Consider the following 18,548-nt stretch of genomic DNA (forward strand, 5'->3'; position numbering starts at 1 on the left):
AAATTACTTCTGAGTTTATACATACTTGTTTATCGGCTAATAACCGGTTCAAACGGTCATCATTTGATTGCCAAAGACCCGCAAACTAAAAAATATTTTTCAGTTACAATTTCAATAGATTAAAATGAATCCATATTATTGCTTTACAATCAGTTGGGATAATTGTTAGGTCTTGATGAAATCTTTTTATATGATTTCTGGAGTTGAGTTCTGTTTTTTAGTGAAAATGAAGTAATTTGAGCACAACGCCTAAACAATTAACTGATAAAACAAATGCCCCAAGGAAAAAACACCATTCTACTTGTAGATGATCATAAGATTATTCGGGATGGTCTGAAGCTTTATTTTGAGGACAGTACAAGTTATGAAGTATTGGCTGAAGCTGATAATGGATACACTGCCCTTGAACTACTGAAAGACCAACAGTTTGATATTGTAATCACTGACATTAGTATGCCTGAGATGGATGGAATTAGTCTCACGCAAAAGATCAAAGAACTGAATCCGGACCAAAAGGTAATGGCACTGACCATGATGGGAGAAAATCAGCATATCAAACACATGCTGTCCGCTGGTGTAAATGGTTATATCCTGAAAAATTCTGATAAGGGTGAAATCATCAATGCTATTGAGACAATCCTATCGGGAGAGAACTATTACTCGGGAGAAGTCACAAAAATCATCATGGATAGCATGTCAGGGAAAAAGAAACCAACCCAGCGACTGACCCTGGAAACTCCTCTGACAGGTCGGGAAAAAGAAGTGCTTAAGCTAATTGTCAAAGAGTATAGCAATCAGGAAATAGCCGATGAACTCTTCATAAGCCCACGAACGGTAGACGCTCACAAAAGAAATCTGCTGGAGAAGACCGGTTGTAAAAATATCGCCGGCCTGGTTGTTTATGCCCTGGAGCATAACATCGAATAGGTCCTGCTATCATTTACCTAAGAGAAATACCTAAGTGTATAATCTACAAAGCCCAAAGTTTGATTGTAATAATCACTTAGCAATTAACCCTACAAGTAAAATCGTGCATTTTTAGCACTATTACCTAATTTTCATAAATAAGTATTTCGCTCTCATATTTGGGTGATTTATGGCTGACCTTTGATAAAGAAATTCAAAGAACTAGCCATGAAAAGATTAACTCTCACTTGTACTTTATTATTATTAGGAGTTACCGCATTCGCACAGAACCTGCAGGTAGCTACATACCTTGAGCAAACGCACGTAAGCCCAAAATTCGGGACTTCACTTGGTTATCAGTTTAAAGAACACATAGAAGTAGGTGGATTTTTCCAAAGAGCAGCGGAAATCGCTGAGCCGGAGGCAGGTCGACCTTTAAAGAGTGAAAACGAGTTTTATGGAGCATATTTCGCATATCCATTATTTAACGATTTCAATACACACATCAAGTTCAACGTAAGAACCGGGGTATCAAATGGCGAAAACTTCGTCATTACTCCAAGTATCCTTGCGGGATTCCAGCCATTAAAAATCCTTACGATTGGTGGAGGTATTGGTACCAGAGCTTTCCGTCCTACTTATATGGCCTCCATTAAAATCAACATCGGAGGAACTGGCAAAGGTGGTAGTCTAATCGCATTAAACGACTAATCAAATGATCTGGTCAAACATCCATATTATCCTGTTTTCAATTGGAGCACTGCTCCTATCCCCTGTTACTAAGGCTCAGCAGCTGGAAGTAGAGTCGCATGCTCAGAAAACTGTAATGGGATTGCAAAGCGGGTATACTGTAGGGTTCAGGGCAGAAAAAGGTTTTGGCATAGGACTAATGTACCAGTCTACCAAACATCTGTCATTCGAAACTGGGGCCAGCAACTATCCTTTTATGGGTATCGATCTGAGCTTGCCAATCAAAAAAGGAAATGATATGACATTCCTGGGACACTTAAAACCAGGGTTGGTCAATCAAAAATTCATCGTGTTGATCCCGGAGTTGGAAACACGGATTTCGATAGCGCCATTCATAAAAATAGGAATAGGTGCGGGAATAAGAAGCAGGCAAGCTGCAATATCAGGAAAAATCATTTTAACCACATTTTAAATCAAAAAAATGCATACTCACTTTACTTATACAAATAATCCGGTTCAGCAAATCACAAGAACTCCACAGGAGTTCATTATCGAACCTGATAAGCAAACACCATTTGTAAAATTCAATGGTAGTCAGGGTGTGCTTCTGATCAAAGGAATATCTGTAGAGCAAAATGTCACTCATTTCTACAGGCCTGTACAGACAATTATCAAAGAACACCTCAAGAATTCTGATAAGCTGACTTGCTATTTCTTTCTAAAGGACTTCAATCAGCAAACCGCAGGTTTTCTTTTTGATGTATTTAAAACATTAAAGAAGCACCAACGCTCAGGAAAAAAGATCACCATAAACTGGTTTGCTGACTGGCACAATCATGAGATGATAGAAACAGGGGTTGATTTTTCAGAATTGTACCACCTGGATATGAATATCATGCCTATTTAAACCGCTACTAAGATGAAACCGCTACATTTTATTATTGCTCTGTTATGTGCCGCATGCGAACCTGAATGGGTAGAACCGTACGAAGTTTTTACCATTCCGGAAGGCAAGCACACCATGTCATTTCCGGTGGAAATGCTGCAGCAGGAAACCCTGGCCTTCGAAGCGGTATTTGATGAATCTGCACAATACACTTCCAGCTCAAAGGAAAACCAGTGGGATGTAAATAAACTGCTTGGGTTTTCTGATTGTAATACTCACCACCACACAAGCAGCGCCCGCTTTGGGTGGCGCTGGCTTTATGATCAGTTAGAGGTAATGGCTTACTGCTACATAGATGGGGAAAGGGTCGTTGAGACCATCGGCGCTGTCCCTCTAAATGAACCAGGTTATTATTCGCTGAAAATAACTGAGACGCATTTTATCTTTAAGCTAAATGACCTGGCACCAGTCGCGATTGAAAAAAAACAAGGCTGTACTGTAGGTGCATACTACATGCTTTTCCCTTATTTTGGAGGAGATGAAGTGGCACCCCATGATATTAATATCAAAATCAAAAGATCATATTAGCTTTTTCTGAGAATTACGAATGGGGGTTTTACCTAACCTCTTGATTTAGGTAAATCACCTACCTCATAAGACTATTTGAATCGTTATTTTAGGAATTAGAAATTCCTCCAAATGACAAATCCTCCAGAAAACGCCCCTATTAACCCGGAAAAAGTTATAATGTCTATTGGAGATATCGTTTACTTTCAGGGAGCGGACGGTTCACTAAAAATTCTAAATAACGCTTCAGAAAGGATCCTCGGTTTTACCCAAAAAGAACTCAACGAAAAAAACAGGTGGGTAAAACTTTTCCATACTGAGGACCTCCACAAAAAGAGAAAATTTCTAGAAAAGAGGCCCAACACAGCTAAACAGATCATTGTACAATACCGGGTTAAGCATAAAGACGGGCACTGGGTCTGGCTGGAATCACGCCTCTTTAATATCATCAACGATCAGGGTGATCCGATAGGATACCAGGGAATAGCCAGAGATATCTCTCAGGAAATGAAGCGAACCGCACAGGAAAACGAGCAAAACAAAAGACTGGAAGAGGCCTACAAAATAGCAAAGATTACACCGTTCGAAATAGACCTGCAAAAAAATCAAATCTTAATATCCGAATCCTTTTCAAAAATGATAGGCATTCCGCCCGGATGGCAGCCTCAGGAGCTTTTGAATGAACTCATTCATCCCGATGACCTACAGAAAATCTCAGAAGAATTTAACCAATGCCTGAAAAACAGAAAATATTTCACAGGTGTTTACAGACTCAAACTGAAAGGCAAAACAGAGATAAAATATTTTAGCTCAAGGGGTTATTTTGAATTCGATAACAACGGAATCCCCTTAAGATACATTGGCACAAAGCAGGACATTACAGAAAAGGTCATTGTAGAAAAAAAACTTCTCCAAAGCCAGGAAATGCTGGACGACATGGGTAAAATAGGTAGAATTGGCGGCTGGCGGATAGACTTTCCTTCCGGCCAATCTAACTGGACGAGAACAGTCCACGACCTGTTAAAAATTCCATACAACCAGCCTCCTCCAAACCTGAATAAATACCTTGACCACTATCCTCCGGAAGCGAAAAAGGAAATCTCCCGGGCAATGCAACAATTAGAGAAAAATGGTAAGTCATTTGACCTGGAGCTACCAGTTTATGACACTAACAAAAACATTTTCTGGGTTCGGGTAATTGGTGAGCCGGTCAAAAACCACACAAAAGTAATTGGCGCTAAAGGATCCATTCAGGACATAACCGCTCGTAAAAACACTGAAATTGCGCTCAAAGAAAGTGAGAAAAAATACAAGGTCCTGGCAGAATCCAGTCATGACTACATCATACACTTTGATAAACAAGCCAGAATACTATACGTCAATGAAAGCATAAAAAATGACTGGGATCTGACCGATGATCAGCTCATCGGAAAGAACCATATTGAAATACTTGGAGAAAGTGAAAAGGCAAAAAAATTTGTGTCTGAAGTAAAGGAGATCATCAAGAATAAGAAGGCCCGAAAGGAAATCATAAAGGCCCCGGATAAGACAGGAAACTACAGATATTTGGATTGGCGACTTTACCCTGTACTTGACCGAAATGGAGATGTTGATACCGTACTCAGTGTATCAAGAGATATTACCGAGCAATTTATCTCCGAAAATGAACTTCGCAACATTAATGAACAACTAAGTAACACGATCAAAAGCGTACCAGGAGCAGTTTATAAAATCAGGGAGGATAATAACCTTGAATTTATTTCAAGTCAAATCAGGCAAATCACAGGATATGAACCAAAATCCTTTATTAAAGAAAATATTGATTACAAAGATCTGATCGTAGAAAATGACCGGGAAATGGCCGGTAATGTTTTAAATAAAGCCGCCGAAAACCTCTCAGACTTTGAACTCTCCTATCGCATAAGATCCAGATATGGAAAAGAGAAATGGATTTGGGAAAAGGGGCTCTTCACGGAGTTTGAAGGAAAAATTGAAAGGCAAGGCTTCCTGATGGATATAACGGATCGACTTAGACAAGAAGACCGGATCATCTCAGCCACCTTACAGGCCGAAGATGCTGAACGCAGACGAATCGCCAAAGAAATACATGATGGTGTACAGCAAACCCTGGTGTCCTCTCTAATGAACCTCCAAAGTCTTGAAAAATATTTTGAAGAGTCAGTATCAGACCCGTCTATATCAGATCAATATAAAGATGCACTAAAAAGACTGCAGGAAGGTGTCGCTGAAACCAAAAACATTGCTCATAGTATCATGCCAAAATCGATTCAGGATTTTGGTCTGGTAAAAACCATAGAGAGTTTGATTTATTCCATAAGGAATCATTCCGAAATAGATTTCTCATTTTATGAAAATCTAAATGATTTCCGACTAAATGATAAGGTAGAGACTTGCTTCTACAGGATCACACAAGAGGCTATCAACAACACGCTAAAATACTCGCAAGCCACAGAAGCCAGCATTCAGCTCATGAAATATGACGACATTATCATCCTTACCATAGAGGATAACGGAAAAGGATTTGATGCCAATGAAAAGAATCTCCTGTATTCTGGTCTCGGAATATCATCCATGAAAAGCAGGGCAAGTGCAGTGGGAGCAGGAATAGAGATCACAAGTCAACCGGGGAAAGGAACAAACATTCTTGTAGAAATTCCCTTAGAGCTTGCTGTTTGATCACTCAAACAAATTCACTTCCCACCTTGTCCGAAACGTATAGCTGATATATTCACCACTGATTTCTAATGGAGACTTAAAGTTATTCGTATATAATTGTCCTGTACCCAGACCCTGATGTCCCAAATCATCAAACCTGGCTCCAAACTGAGAAATAGCATTTAAACCGATGTTACTTTCCAGAGCAGAGGTAAGCCACCACCCTATTCCCAGCTGTTCAGCTAAACGTATCCATTCCTCAGTGCTTTTAAATCCACCCACAAGTGTAGGCTTTAAGACTAAAAACTGCGGTTTCAAAAATTTAAGGAGTTCCTGTTTTTGTGAAAACTCATGGATCCCGATGAGCTCCTCATCGAGAGCTATTGGAATACAGGATTTGGAACAAACCAGCTGCATCGCCTCCCATTGTTTTGGCATAATGGGTTGTTCTATAGAATGTATATTATAAGGCTCCAATGCCAACAACTTTTGAAAAACTTCATTATTACGAAAAGCACCATTTGCATCTACACGAATAATCAGGCTTTCAGACTTGTCTCTAAGGTATTCAATGATCTTAAGTTCTTTTTCAAAGTCAATGGCTCCAATTTTCATTTTAATGCACTTGAATCCTTCGGACAGTTTCAGATCAATCTGTTCCTTCATAAACTCCGGATCACCCATCCAGATGAGCCCGTTTATTGGCAAGTGTCTGTCTCCAGCAAAGAAATCATTATCAAAGACCATCCGCTTACCACCATTCACCAGATCATATAGCGCAGTCTCCAGAGCAAACCTTAAGCTGGGAAAATCTTTACCCACCAGAGAATCCACTAAGCCAGGAATATCTTCATTACGTGGTATTTTTGAAATGCCTTTTAATTCGGAAGTCAGCTTCCGTAGCACTTCATCCAGGTCTTCAAATGATTCGGGGCTCAGTTTTTCCAAAGGAGCAGCCTCCCCCAAACCATAAACCTTATGGTTATCAGACTGGTAAACCTTCAAGATCTTGACCGGATGCTCCTTAAGAACTCCTCGTGATGTTCCCGCATCAAATTTAAATTGAAGGGTGTAATCTTTATATTCGAGCCTCAACATACCTTTACAAAAAACATGTCATCAAATAGTTTGGTCAAAGGAGTGAATTTAAGCGAATATCATTACAACCTACCCGAAGAAAGAATTGCTAAGTACCCTCTGAAAGATCGATCAAAATCAAAACTCCTTTCCTATAACAGAGGACAGATAAATCACTCCGTTTTTGAAAACATCAGCTCACTACTACCGCAAAAGTCGCACCTCGTTTTCAACAACACGAAAGTAATACCTGCCCGTCTTATTCTCCACAAAGAAACAGGGGCAAGAATAGAAGTTTTTTTACTTGACCCAATAAAACCCTCCAATGTGTACGAAACCGCAATGGCAAGCAAAACATCTACGGAGTGGCATGTCATGATCGGGAATGCGAAAAAATGGAAGAAAGAAACCACCTTATCCCTGGACCTGGGACACACCATACTAACTGCTACCAGAACAGGGGAGCAAAGCGTAAAATTTACCTGGGAAAGTGACTGTACTTTTTCCGAGTTACTGGACAAAGCAGGGACAATACCTTTACCGCCCTACCTGGGCCGTGAAGCCACAGCAGAAGACAAGCCCCGCTACCAAACGGTGTACTCTAAAGTGGAGGGTGCAGTAGCAGCGCCTACTGCCGGGCTTCATTTCACCAGCGACATTCTGGAAGAACTTCAGAAAAAATCCATTTCTACCGATTATCTGACATTACATGTTTCTGCAGGTACATTCCAGCCCATAAAAGCTAAAAAGATAGAAGATCATCCTATGCACAAAGAGCAGGTTGTGATCACTAAAGAAAATGTCAGTAAACTGCTGGAAAATGATAAAATCATAGCCGTAGGTACAACAAGCCTGCGTACTCTGGAAAGCCTTTACTGGTTTGGGAATAAGCTGGAGCATCACAAAGGCGCTGACTTTTTCATTGAAAAACTAGCACCCTACCAGGAGAGACCAATTAGCAGAAACCAGTCACTGAAAAATGTTTTGGCGTATATGGAGGCTAATTCTATAAACCACCTGATCGGGCACACAGAGATTTTCATCTTCCCGGGATATCAATTCAAAATCTGCAACGGGCTTATCACAAACTTTCATTTGCCGGGCTCTACACTTATACTCCTTGTGGCAGCAATGATCGGCGAAGATTGGGAAAAAGTATACCAGGAGGCCCTGAATAATGATTATCGCTTCTTAAGTTATGGCGACAGCTCGTTGCTTCTACCTGATTCTTATTAATTTAAGCCAATGGAAAAGACCTTTAAGGAATTTTGGGAAGAAGTGAGTGGCTACATTGAAAAGGTATACAATGTATTTACCACTACGCTTTTTGACCTGGGAAGTAGTCACATCACGCTTGGGACGATCCTTTATATCGTATTTGCCTTTGCCGTATTGTCTTTTGTAGCACGCCGGTTTAGAAAAATACTGGTAGACCGAATTCTTATCCGTGCAAATATGGAAAAAGGCGTTCGCGCCACCATAGGTACCGTCACCAAGTTTGCGATGATCCTGATAGGATCCATTATCATCATTCAAAGTGCAGGAATTGATCTCACATCGCTTACGTTAATCGCAGGGGCTCTGGGGGTTGGTATTGGGTTTGGCTTGCAAAATGTAACCGACAATTTTATTTCAGGGATCATCATCCTTTTCGAAAAACCCATAAAAGTAGGCGATCGCATTGAGGTTGGTGACGTGCAGGGAGATGTGATTAGTATCTCCTTCCGCGCTACTCAGGTGCTGACCAACGACAACATATCCATCATCGTCCCCAATTCTGAGTTCATTTCCAGCAAGGTCATCAACTGGAGTCACAATGATCGTAATATCCGTTTCCGGATCCCTGTAGGCGTGAGTTATAGAGAAGACCCTGCCAAAATTCGTAAACTACTCCTCGAAGTGGCCGATAAAAATGAGCACGTACTAAAAAACCCCCAGCCTAAGGTCCTTTTCGACGAATATGGTGATAGTTCTCTGAACTTTTACCTGGCTGTGTGGACAACCACTCATACTGACAAACCCCGAGTGTTAAAAAGTGAGCTGTATTTCGAGATCTTTGATAAATTTAAAGAGCATAACATTGAAATCCCTTTTCCACAAAGAGACATCCACATCAAAACCCAACCACCCTCCTAGCGACTCATTGCAAATCAAATATCAATTGACCGACTTATAAAATTGCTCAATGCCCTGATGGTCACCACTGATAAAGAGCTGATCATTCTGTAAGATCTGTTCTTCAGGATTTACGATTGTGATCATTTCCTCATTCCTTTTGATCGCTAACACATTCACTCCATATGTATCGCGGATTTTAGCTTCCTTAAGAGTTTTTCCTACTACATCCCCACTATCTGCCATTATTCGAACACAAGTTATTTTAAATTCAGGGTTTATCGTAGATCTAACATGCCGAAGGTGGGAGCTTTTAGGTCTGAACATTTTGTAGTTATCTGATCGGATAGAATCCACCAGTGTTTCGAGTTCATCCATTGGTACCAGAAAATTATTCAACACCCTGGAGAAAATCTCTATGGACGTTTCAAACTCTTCCGGGATCACCTCATCGGCTCCTAAAGCTATCAGTGGGTCAATCTCCCTGACATATCGGGTTCTTACCACCACATATACAGACTGAGAAATACTTCTGATATTGGCAATAATGTTTTTCGTAGCCTGGGGGTCAGAAATGGCTAGCACCACCACCCTGGCCTGCTTTATCCCTACCCCATGTAATATACTTTCGTGAACAGCATCTCCAAAAACGATCGGTTCTCCTTTTGCTCGCTCAGCTCTCACTGTCGCTGCATTCAACTCCAAAATAATATAAGGTATATCCGCATACTTTGCTGCTTTAGCAACATTTCTTCCATTTACGCCATAGCCAATAATCACCAGGTGATTCTCCATACCTTCGTGGGCTGAATGCAGAGAAACCTTCCCCGGGACTTTCTGAGGCTGTTTTTTCCGGGCCTGTCCCCGAACAAGAAACTTGGATAAGTTATCAGAATAGTTCAAAAGAAAAGGCGTGAGTATCATCGTGGCTATAGAAACTGAGAGAAAATATTGATTCATTTCATCAGTAAGCAAATTGTACTCTAAACCTACCTTTGAAAGAATGAAAGCAAACTCCCCTACCTGAAAAAGAGACAAACCCGTCAAGAGTACCGTACGTAAAGGATACTTCAGAAAAGCCGCAGCCACTGAGGCAAGCGCCCCTTTAACTACAAAAACGGCCGAAACCAGTAAAATAATCACAGGCAGGTGGGATATGAAAAAATACAGGTCAAGTAACATCCCAACCGAGATGAAAAATATACTGGTAAACAGCTCCCGAAATGGCAAAATAGTACTGGTGGCCTGATGGCTATATTCCGATTCGGAGATAATCAGGCCTGCCAAAAATGCGCCCAAAGCAAGAGAAAGACCCGCCTCGAAGGTCAAAAAAGCCACTGTAAAACAAATGGTAATGGTAGTGAGTAAAAAAAGCTCCTTACTATTGGTCTTCACTATGATGTATAGCAGCTTAGGCACCAGGTAGCGGGCACTGACGTAGGTTACTCCAATTACCACTAGTGACTTGACCACCAGTGTTGCCAATGACGCCCACAGATTAACTTCCTGACCGGCCATAATAGGTGTCACTAACATCATTGGCACCACGATAATATCCTGAAAAATAAGGATGCCAAGAGCGTTACGGCCATGCGGAGTTGATATCTCATTACGCTCCTGCAATATTTTCAGCACAATAGCAGTACTGGACAGTGAAAAAAGAAAACCCATGAAGATCGCTTCAGTCAGCTTATATCCCAGACCATAGGCGATAACCATAACGACCAGGACCGTGAGCCCCACCTGTAAAACGCCTCCCAAAAAAACGGTCTTCCTGATAGACACCAGTTGCTTCAGTGAAAGCTCCATGCCAATCACAAAAAGAAGCAGTATAACCCCAATCTCGGCTATAACCTCAACCTCATCAATAGCATTTACCAGGCTCAAACCCGTAGGCCCAATTATTACACCCGTTATAAGAAAACCAAGAATGGAAGGAAGCCGCAATCGCTGAAGAAAAAAAACAACGAAGACAGAAAACCCTAATAAAATCAATATGTCTTCTAAAAGTGGTAAATGCATATGCCTCTGGGGTAATACTAATTAAAACAAACCATGAAAAAGTTCGATATAAACAAGTTAGTAATTAGTTCACTTTTTACTCAGAGTTATTTTTAGCCTTATTTATCCCGGGAAGCCCCAAAATTATAAGTTAGCCCTGCACCAAACACACTTTTGAACTGTACCCTCGGACCAGTTTCATCAACTGTTCCGTCATTGTCATTATCAATTTCGATCTTAATATCATCATCATATATAAGATGAGTAAAAAAGTTTGCTGTAAGGGCCTTATTTATTTTCATAACCAGTCCGTTTTGCCAGTTTACATCTATATTCCCAAAATTCTCAATGTAATTACCAAACAGCTCCAGCCGGGAATCCAGGTTTACGTTTTTAAAAATTTCATTTTTAAACTTTATTCTTAAGTAAGAACCCAGCTCAGCTCTCATTTTTCTGCCAGGATCTACTCCGTAGGCACCCAGGGCAGAAAGCTCAGGGTCATTAACAAAGGTAAATTTACCAGTCAGAGGAATGTAGTTTAATGACAAGGCCTTGTTAGGTTTAAAATCCAACCCTAGCCCCGTGACCAGGTAACCGGGAGACATAAACCGGGATATCACACTATCCGGATTTTCCTGGGATAAACCCCTGGTAAATTGACTTCTGAAATCAAGAAGGGCACTGAAGTACCAACGGGCATCTCCACTTTTGATCTGATAGCCGTACTTTGTCACCAAATTTAGCTTATCGTCTGATTTTCGCAGGCTCTCATCACTGCCTTGCTTAATAAGCCCATAGCCCAGATCAAGGGAGTTTTCCCAGGTATTCTTATCCCTTGCGTAATCAGCAAACAATGAAATAGCTGCATTAATAGCTACGGAACTTCGTCCCCCGGAAGCCCAGTTGTTCAGTGAAACCTGAGAGAACGTCAGGGAGTTAAGCCCGCCGACAGCCCAGTAGGACGTATCAGCACTTTGCGTTTGTGCTTGTATATGGGAAAAAAAGAATAAAGTGCAAACAGGAATTAATGTTTTAATTTTCATGATAATTGCAGGGATTTTTCCGTAAAAAAAAGCTTTTTAACATTGAGTCCTAATTTTTCACATAAAATGAAGACAATTATCTTCTTCTTTAGTTTTATTCTCCTATTAACGGTTGCTTGTGATACCAGTCAAAAGAGTACGCAGGAGAAACCAGGAGAGCCTGCATTGTACAGCTACGATATCCAAAAAATAACCGATCGGGAGACAGGCTGTAGCACTCCGGAATGCACCCGGATAGTCATCAACTATCCCGCCTTTTCAGAGGGAAAGGCTGTCCACACCACTCTTAATGAGGTTATCAAAGAGGAAGTCAAAAGAACCGTCTCTGATTACCTTATGGAAGAGGCTTCACCTGCTGCTTCGATTGATCAGCTAACTTCTGCTTTCTTAAAAAGTTATGAGAAGTTTAAAAAAGAATTTCCCACCAGCACCACTCCGTGGGATTTAAGTGTCGATGTAATTGTATCATATACTACCCCTTCGTTTGTTTCTTTATCTTTTAATACCTCAAGCTATACGGGTGGCGCGCACCCAAACCATCAGGTAGCGTACCTTAACCTGGATCAAAAGGGTAATAAGATTACAGAGTTGTCTTCTTTTTTTACCGATATTGATCAGCTGAAAGAAAAAGCAGAACAAAAGTTTAGGAAGGAATACGACCTCAAACCCGATGAAGACCTTTCAGAAGCCGGCTTCATGTTTGACGATAACACGTTTGAGTTGACAGATAATTTTGGCTTTTCCAAGGCTGGTGTAGTTTTCTACTACAATAGCTATGAGATTGCTTCTTATGCTCAGGGTCCTACTGCTATACTCATCCCTTTCGAAGAGCTCAAAGGTATCTTTGAGGTAAAGATTTAATCGTAGGAGTTTTCTTTTGCATCCTTTTCACTCAAAACTCTCCTCAGAATTTTGCCCACATTTGATTTTGGCAACTCATCTGCAAATGCGACATACTTGGGACATTTGTACCCTGTGAGGTTTTCCTTACAAAACTCCTTAACCTCTTCCGCTGTCAGGCTCTCATCTTTTTTTACGATGTAGACTTTCACAGCCTCAGTGGACTTACTATCAGGTACACCTATGGCTCCTACCTCCAAAACCTTCGGATGGGAGGCGATGGCTCCTTCCACTTCATTTGGATAAACATTAAAGCCAGACACCAGGATCATCTCTTTTTTACGATCCACAATTCGGAAATAACCATCAGGATCCATGGTGGCCATATCTCCTGTCTTGAAATATCCGTTTATGAAAGCTGCATCAGTCTCTTCCTTTTTATTCCAGTAACCTGAAAAGACCTGAGGTCCTTTACAACATAGTTCACCGGGTTTATCACCCGCAATTTCATTACCCTTATCATCCAAAAGCACAATCTCTGTTTCAGGAAGGGGCATTCCGATCGTTCCAACACGATTCCCGTCACCCATCGGATTAATGCAAAGACCAGGTGAAGTTTCCGTAAGTCCATAGGCTTCAGCGATTTTCTTACCTGTTACCTTCTGCCACTTGTCAAACACTGCTCGTTGCAAAGCCATTCCACCTGCTAGAGCCACTTTGATATTTGAGTGATCTACATCCTCGAAACCGGGCGTGTTCAGGAGACCATTAAATAATGTATTTACCCCGGTAATCAAGGTGAACTTGTGTTTCTTAAGCTCCTTTACAAAGCCTTTCATATCCCTTGGGTTGGTGATCAGAACATTTTTTGCACCAAGCTTAGCCGGCAAGAGGCCATGTGCATTCAAAGCAAATATGTGATAAAGCGGAAGTGCTGCAATAAATACCTCCTCCCCTTCTTTCAGGTTGGTCTGAGCCAGCCAGGCTTCAATCTGTTGCAGGTTTGCAATAAGATTATGATGAGACAACATTGCTCCTTTAGAAACGCCGGTGGTACCTCCGGTGTACTGAAGAAAAGCCAGATCGTGCCTGTCAATTTTCGGTTTGCTCAGACTATATTTCTTTCCTTCCTTCAGAACATCCTTAAATGAAACCTTACTTTTCAGATGGTATGAAGGAACCATTTTTTTGATATGCTTAACCACAAAATTGACAAGCCCCCCCTTAAAGCCGCCCAGAAGATCCCCTAACTCAGTAATAATAACATGCTCTATCTCCGTATCATCAATGATCAGCTCCAGATTATGAGCAAAATTCGCCAGAATCACTATTGCCTTGGTTCCTGAATCTACAAATTGATGTTTCATCTCTGATGGTGTATAAAGCGGATTGGTATTCACCACTACCATACCTGCTTTAAGTATACCCTGCAATGCAATTGGATTTTGCAAAACGTTGGGTATCTGGATAGCTACTTTATCACCTTGCTTCAGCCCCAGACCCTTTTGGAGATACGCTGCAAACAGATCAGAAAGCTGGTCCAACTCATTAAATGACAGAGCCTTGCCCATATTTTCATAGGCAATGAGATTGGTATACTTTTCTGACGCTTCCTGAAACAAATCGGGAAGTGAGTTATATTTCTCAATGTCAATACTTTTAGGAACTCCGGGGGGGTAGTGTTCTAACCAAGGGTGACTGCTCATCTCTTTTAGTATTTTGTATTACAGGTTAAGCTTCATTCTTCTGCCTGTCTCAATTTAGCAATTTTCATGATGCTAAATAAATAAGGCCTTTGCTGCTTATAAATATAAGTTAACCCACGAGAAAAGCGCAATTAAAATAGGTAGGTATTAAAAGAAAAGGTCCGGGACGCGTAGTCCGGGACGCGTAGTCCGGGACGCGTAGTCCGGGACGCGTAGTCCGGGACGCGTAGTCCGGGACGCGTAGTCCGGGGCGCGTAGTCCGGGGCGCGTAGCCTGGCACCCCTACCACGACCAGACCTGGCCGGCCGCATTCAAATAAACAACATTAACCCAAAAATGATGGCTGTAGAGGGAGGATTCATTTTACAAGGTCCTAAAAAAGAAAAAGGTCGTGGCACCCCTACCACGACCAGACCTAGCCGGCCGCATTCAAATAAACAACATTAACCCAAAAATGATGGCTGTAGAGGGAGGATTCATTTTACAAGGTCCTAAAAAAGAAAAAGGTCCGGGGCGCGTAGCCTGGCACCCCTACCACGACCAGACCTAGCCGGCCGCATTCAAATAAACAACATTAACCCAAAAATGATGGCTGTAGAGGGAGGATTCATTTTACAAGGTCCTAAAAAAGAAAAAGGTCGTGGCACCCCTACCACGACCAGATTCAAATAAACAACATTAACCCAAAAATGATGGCTGTAGGGGGAGGATTCGAACCTCCACGGAGCGGTTAGTCCCGACCTTCACGATAGATTACCTAAAATAATTTATCGTGAAAGTTACCGGGATTTATCCCTTATCTCCACCCCCGAGACAGGAGGGCATGTCTGCCAATTTCATCACCCTACAGTGTGATGTCTGACGACCAAATTTTTGTCTGTGTTTGATCGTTTTGACAGTTCAAAATTAGCATTCTACAGCATTCTTTAAAATGATTTTAACCTTTTTAGTAAATTTTTACACTCATAGGTATTTTTTGGATATTCAATTATATATTTCGCAATTAATAGCTGTTTTAAGGTCTGATTTTAGATATTATTCAATGAGAGATATCGGTAAAAAAGATGAAAATTTCGCATTTTCATAAAAAGCAATAGAAAAATATGGAAAAATCTATGGAAATAGAATTAAAAGCAGGACAGATGAGTCACCCTTTCCTGAAAAAAAGTATTTGGGTAATCAATTTTTGAAAGTAAGTACTCGGTGTAATCAGGAATAAAAGGGATGAAGAAAAAGCGGGAGTACAAATGGGCTTAAGATAACCGGACGAAGACAGCTTTCACAAAAAAAGGTTGCTTATAAAAAAGAAAAAGGCCGTGGCACCCCTACCACGACCGTATTTCTTCTGCCAAAGGTAGCTTTTGTTAAAAGAATCCTTTGGACAAATAAACAACATTAACCCAAAAATGATGGCTGTAGGGGGAGGATTCGAACCTCCACGAAGCAGTTAGCCTGCGACCATCACGAAAGAGTACCAGAGTAACCTTTAGTGAAAGCCGACAAGGTTTATCCCTTATCTTCACCCCCGAGACAGGAGGGCATGTCTGCCAATTTCATCACCCTACAGTGTAGTGCTAGAGAACAACCAACTGTCGTTCTCAATCATAATGATGACTCAAAAGTAACATACTTACTATTTTTTTAAAAATATTTTAATAAATTTGATTAATATTTATATGATGTTTAATTTTGCATATTAAATATTGAATATATAAAAAAAAGGCCGCAAACCATGAGTAAAAATTACGAGATTGACAATGTAGACCTTAAAATCCTCAATATTTTGATGGAAGACGCGAAAATTCCATACACTGAGGTAGCAAAAAAGGTATTTGTATCCGGTGGTACCGTTCACGTAAGAATGAAAAAGCTGGAAGAAATGGGTGTAGTACGAGGTACCACCTTGAAAATGGACTACTCCAAACTGGGATTCGATGTGACTTGTTTCATGGGTATTTACCTGCAAAAGTCCTCCCTTTATGACAGTGTGGTGGAACAGCTTAGAACCATTCCGGAAATTGTAAAAGTGCACTATACTACTGGTAACTATAATATCTTTATCAAAATTCACTGCAAAGACACGAAGCATCTGAAAGATGTCTTACATGATAAGATTCAAAAGGTGGAGGGGATTGAACGTACTGAGACTTTTATTTCCCTTGAAGAGAGCCTTAACCGTCACCTGCTTTTCTGATCAGGTAAGGGTCTTCAGTATTTATAGCTTACCTTGATATATAGCATTTGTCAATATCAGCTGGTGTCACCTGATGCCGCTGCTGTATTTCTAAGACATCACTTATTCAATTTCAAACTGGCTGCATTCATCTTCAGTTATTGTTTAAGTGAGTTGCTATTGGGTAATTGCATTTTACATTTGTAGACTTGCATCTAAATGCTATTGCACTTAAGTAATAATATCTGCGGCTCCATTCTCTCTGCAAACACCATTCGGTGCCAAAATGAAAACCCGGAATAAGATATAATCTTTAATTAATGCCTTATTTAGATTAATTATAAATAAGAGTTAACTTTGCTAAACTTCTTGGCGCGTATAGAAGTTATGGTACTAGAATTTTTGAACAGAAATAGCCTTTATGAGTAAGGATGATCAAATATTAGAAGAATTTACTTCAAAAGAATACGAACACGGCTGGTCTGTAGACTTTGAGGCTGATGAAGCTCCTCTGGGGATAAATGAAGATATAATTCATTTTATCTCTGCTAAGAAGGAAGAACCTGAATGGTTGCTTGAGTGGCGTCTGAAGGCTTTTCGGAGATGGGAGCAAATGAAGGAGCCACGATGGCCAAATGTAAAATATCCCGAGATTGACTATCAAAGCATCAGATACTATTCGGCACCTAAACAAAAGAACAAGCCTAAAAACCTGGATGAAGTGGATCCTGAGCTGCTTAGGACTTTTGAGCGATTAGGTATTTCTCTACAGGAGCAAAAGCGCTTAACCGGAGTAGCAGTAGATGCTGTGATCGACTCTGTTTCAGTAGCAACTACCTTTAAAGAAACGCTTTCTGAACTGGGGATCATTTTCTGTTCATTTAGTGAGGCCGTTCAGGAGCATCCGGAGCTGGTCAAAAAATACCTGGGATCGGTTGTACCTGCCAACGACAACTACTTTGCAGCTTTAAATTCGGCTGTATTTTCAGACGGATCATTCTGCTACATCCCGAAAGGAGTACGTTGCCCCATGGAGCTTTCCACCTACTTCCGTATCAATGCAGCAAATACAGGGCAGTTTGAAAGGACCCTTATCGTTGCAGAAGAAGGCTCATACGTCTCTTATTTGGAAGGGTGTACTGCTCCGCAGCGAGACGAAAATCAACTGCATGCAGCTGTTGTAGAGATCCATGCAGCTAAGGATGCTGAAGTAAAATACTCTACCGTTCAGAACTGGTATCCAGGAAATAAAGAAGGTAAAGGAGGAATATACAACTTCGTTACCAAAAGAGGTATTTGTTTCGGTGATAACTCCAAGATAAGCTGGACACAGGTAGAAACCGGTTCTGCTGTAACGTGGAAGTACCCTTCATGTATCCTGAAAGGAGACAACTCGCAAGGAGAATTTTATTCAGTAGCTGTTACCAACAATTATCAGCAAGCTGACACAGGTACCAAAATGATCCATATCGGGAAAAACACAAAATCCAGGGTTGTTTCAAAGGGTATTTCAGCTGGGAAATCACAAAATAGCTACAGGGGCCAGGTCCATATTATGAAAAGGGCTAAAAATGCCAGAAACTTCTCGCAGTGTGACTCACTCCTTATGGGAGACAAGTGCGGTGCACATACATTCCCCTATATAGATGTGGAAAATAGCTCTGCCCAGGTAGAGCACGAGGCTACCACATCCAAGATCGGAGAAGATCAGATCTTTTACTGCCAGCAAAGGGGAATTGATGAGGAAAGTGCCGTAGCGCTTATAGTCAATGGTTTTGCTAAAGAAGTTATGAACAAACTACCGATGGAATTTGCGGTAGAGGCTCAAAAATTATTAGCGCTGACTCTCGAAGGAAGCGTAGGTTAAA

At 41.0% G+C, this 18,548-nt stretch carries 15 protein-coding genes and 1 tRNA gene; 11 read left to right on the forward strand and 5 right to left on the reverse strand.

Annotated elements, in window-relative coordinates; translation table 11 throughout:
- Positions 1-273 precede the first annotated feature (273 nt).
- The 6 genes from AC3E9V_RS15905 (at position 274) to AC3E9V_RS15930 (ending at position 5,746) form a co-directional block, all read left to right on the forward strand.
- Positions 274-927: a response regulator transcription factor gene (locus tag AC3E9V_RS15905; protein WP_488749123.1), complete on the forward strand. Its 654-nt coding sequence runs from the start codon at positions 274-276 to the stop codon at positions 925-927.
- Positions 928-1,134: 207 nt separating this feature from the next.
- Positions 1,135-1,617 carry a hypothetical protein gene (locus tag AC3E9V_RS15910; RefSeq protein ID WP_488749124.1) on the forward strand — a complete coding sequence of 161 codons (483 nt, stop codon included), beginning with the start codon at positions 1,135-1,137 and terminating at the stop codon, positions 1,615-1,617.
- Positions 1,618-1,621: 4 nt separating this feature from the next.
- Entirely contained in the window at positions 1,622-2,068 is a 447-nt protein-coding gene (locus AC3E9V_RS15915) for a hypothetical protein (RefSeq protein WP_488749125.1), read from the forward strand.
- A gap of 9 nt (positions 2,069-2,077) precedes the next feature.
- Entirely contained in the window at positions 2,078-2,503 is a 426-nt protein-coding gene (locus tag AC3E9V_RS15920) for a DUF1987 domain-containing protein (RefSeq protein WP_488749126.1), read from the forward strand.
- A 12-nt stretch (positions 2,504-2,515) separates the two neighbouring features.
- A complete protein-coding gene (locus AC3E9V_RS15925; RefSeq protein ID WP_488749127.1) occupies positions 2,516-3,070 on the forward strand; it encodes a hypothetical protein in 555 nt (184 codons plus the stop codon).
- A gap of 111 nt (positions 3,071-3,181) precedes the next feature.
- Entirely contained in the window at positions 3,182-5,746 is a 2,565-nt protein-coding gene (locus AC3E9V_RS15930; protein ID WP_488749128.1) for a PAS domain-containing sensor histidine kinase, read from the forward strand.
- Here AC3E9V_RS15930 and AC3E9V_RS15935 read toward each other — a convergent pair whose 3' ends face one another.
- On the reverse strand, positions 5,747-6,823 hold the full coding sequence (locus AC3E9V_RS15935) for an o-succinylbenzoate synthase (protein WP_488749129.1): 1,077 nt from the start codon (positions 6,821-6,823) through the stop codon (positions 5,747-5,749). It abuts the gene before it with no gap.
- A 15-nt stretch (positions 6,824-6,838) separates the two neighbouring features.
- On the opposite strand from AC3E9V_RS15935, the gene AC3E9V_RS15940 reads away from it, so the two are divergent.
- Entirely contained in the window at positions 6,839-8,038 is a 1,200-nt protein-coding gene (locus tag AC3E9V_RS15940; RefSeq protein WP_488749130.1) for an S-adenosylmethionine:tRNA ribosyltransferase-isomerase, read from the forward strand.
- A 9-nt stretch (positions 8,039-8,047) separates the two neighbouring features.
- On the forward strand, positions 8,048-8,938 hold the full coding sequence (locus tag AC3E9V_RS15945; RefSeq protein WP_488749131.1) for a mechanosensitive ion channel family protein: 891 nt from the start codon (positions 8,048-8,050) through the stop codon (positions 8,936-8,938).
- A 21-nt stretch (positions 8,939-8,959) separates the two neighbouring features.
- Here AC3E9V_RS15945 and AC3E9V_RS15950 read toward each other — a convergent pair whose 3' ends face one another.
- Both AC3E9V_RS15950 and AC3E9V_RS15955 read right to left on the reverse strand, forming a co-directional pair.
- Entirely contained in the window at positions 8,960-10,939 is a 1,980-nt protein-coding gene (locus AC3E9V_RS15950; protein WP_488749132.1) for a monovalent cation:proton antiporter family protein, read from the reverse strand.
- A gap of 98 nt (positions 10,940-11,037) precedes the next feature.
- On the reverse strand, positions 11,038-11,961 hold the full coding sequence (locus AC3E9V_RS15955; protein WP_488749133.1) for a DUF3078 domain-containing protein: 924 nt from the start codon (positions 11,959-11,961) through the stop codon (positions 11,038-11,040).
- Between the two features lie 66 nt (positions 11,962-12,027).
- Here AC3E9V_RS15955 and AC3E9V_RS15960 point away from each other — a divergent pair, with 66 nt between their 5' ends.
- Entirely contained in the window at positions 12,028-12,822 is a 795-nt protein-coding gene (locus AC3E9V_RS15960) for a DUF3298 and DUF4163 domain-containing protein (RefSeq protein ID WP_488749134.1), read from the forward strand.
- Here the strand turns inward: AC3E9V_RS15960 and AC3E9V_RS15965 are convergent.
- Positions 12,819-14,507, reverse strand: a complete 1,689-nt coding sequence (locus AC3E9V_RS15965) for an AMP-binding protein (protein WP_488749135.1) — start codon at positions 14,505-14,507, stop codon at positions 12,819-12,821. The genes AC3E9V_RS15960 and AC3E9V_RS15965 overlap by 4 nt on opposite strands.
- A 693-nt stretch (positions 14,508-15,200) precedes the next feature.
- Positions 15,201-15,356 (reverse strand) — tRNA-Asp (locus tag AC3E9V_RS15970).
- 883 nt (positions 15,357-16,239) lie between these two features.
- Between AC3E9V_RS15970 and AC3E9V_RS15975 the strand changes: the two genes are divergently transcribed.
- Positions 16,240-16,701, forward strand: coding sequence for an Lrp/AsnC ligand binding domain-containing protein (locus AC3E9V_RS15975; RefSeq protein WP_488749136.1), 462 nt, complete (start codon positions 16,240-16,242; stop codon positions 16,699-16,701).
- Positions 16,702-17,101: 400 nt separating this feature from the next.
- Entirely contained in the window at positions 17,102-18,547 is a 1,446-nt protein-coding gene (sufB, locus tag AC3E9V_RS15980) for a Fe-S cluster assembly protein SufB (protein WP_488749137.1), read from the forward strand.
- The last annotated feature ends 1 nt before the right edge of the window (position 18,548 follow it).

Source organism: Marinoscillum sp. HNIBRBA16962, from assembly GCF_057801515.1.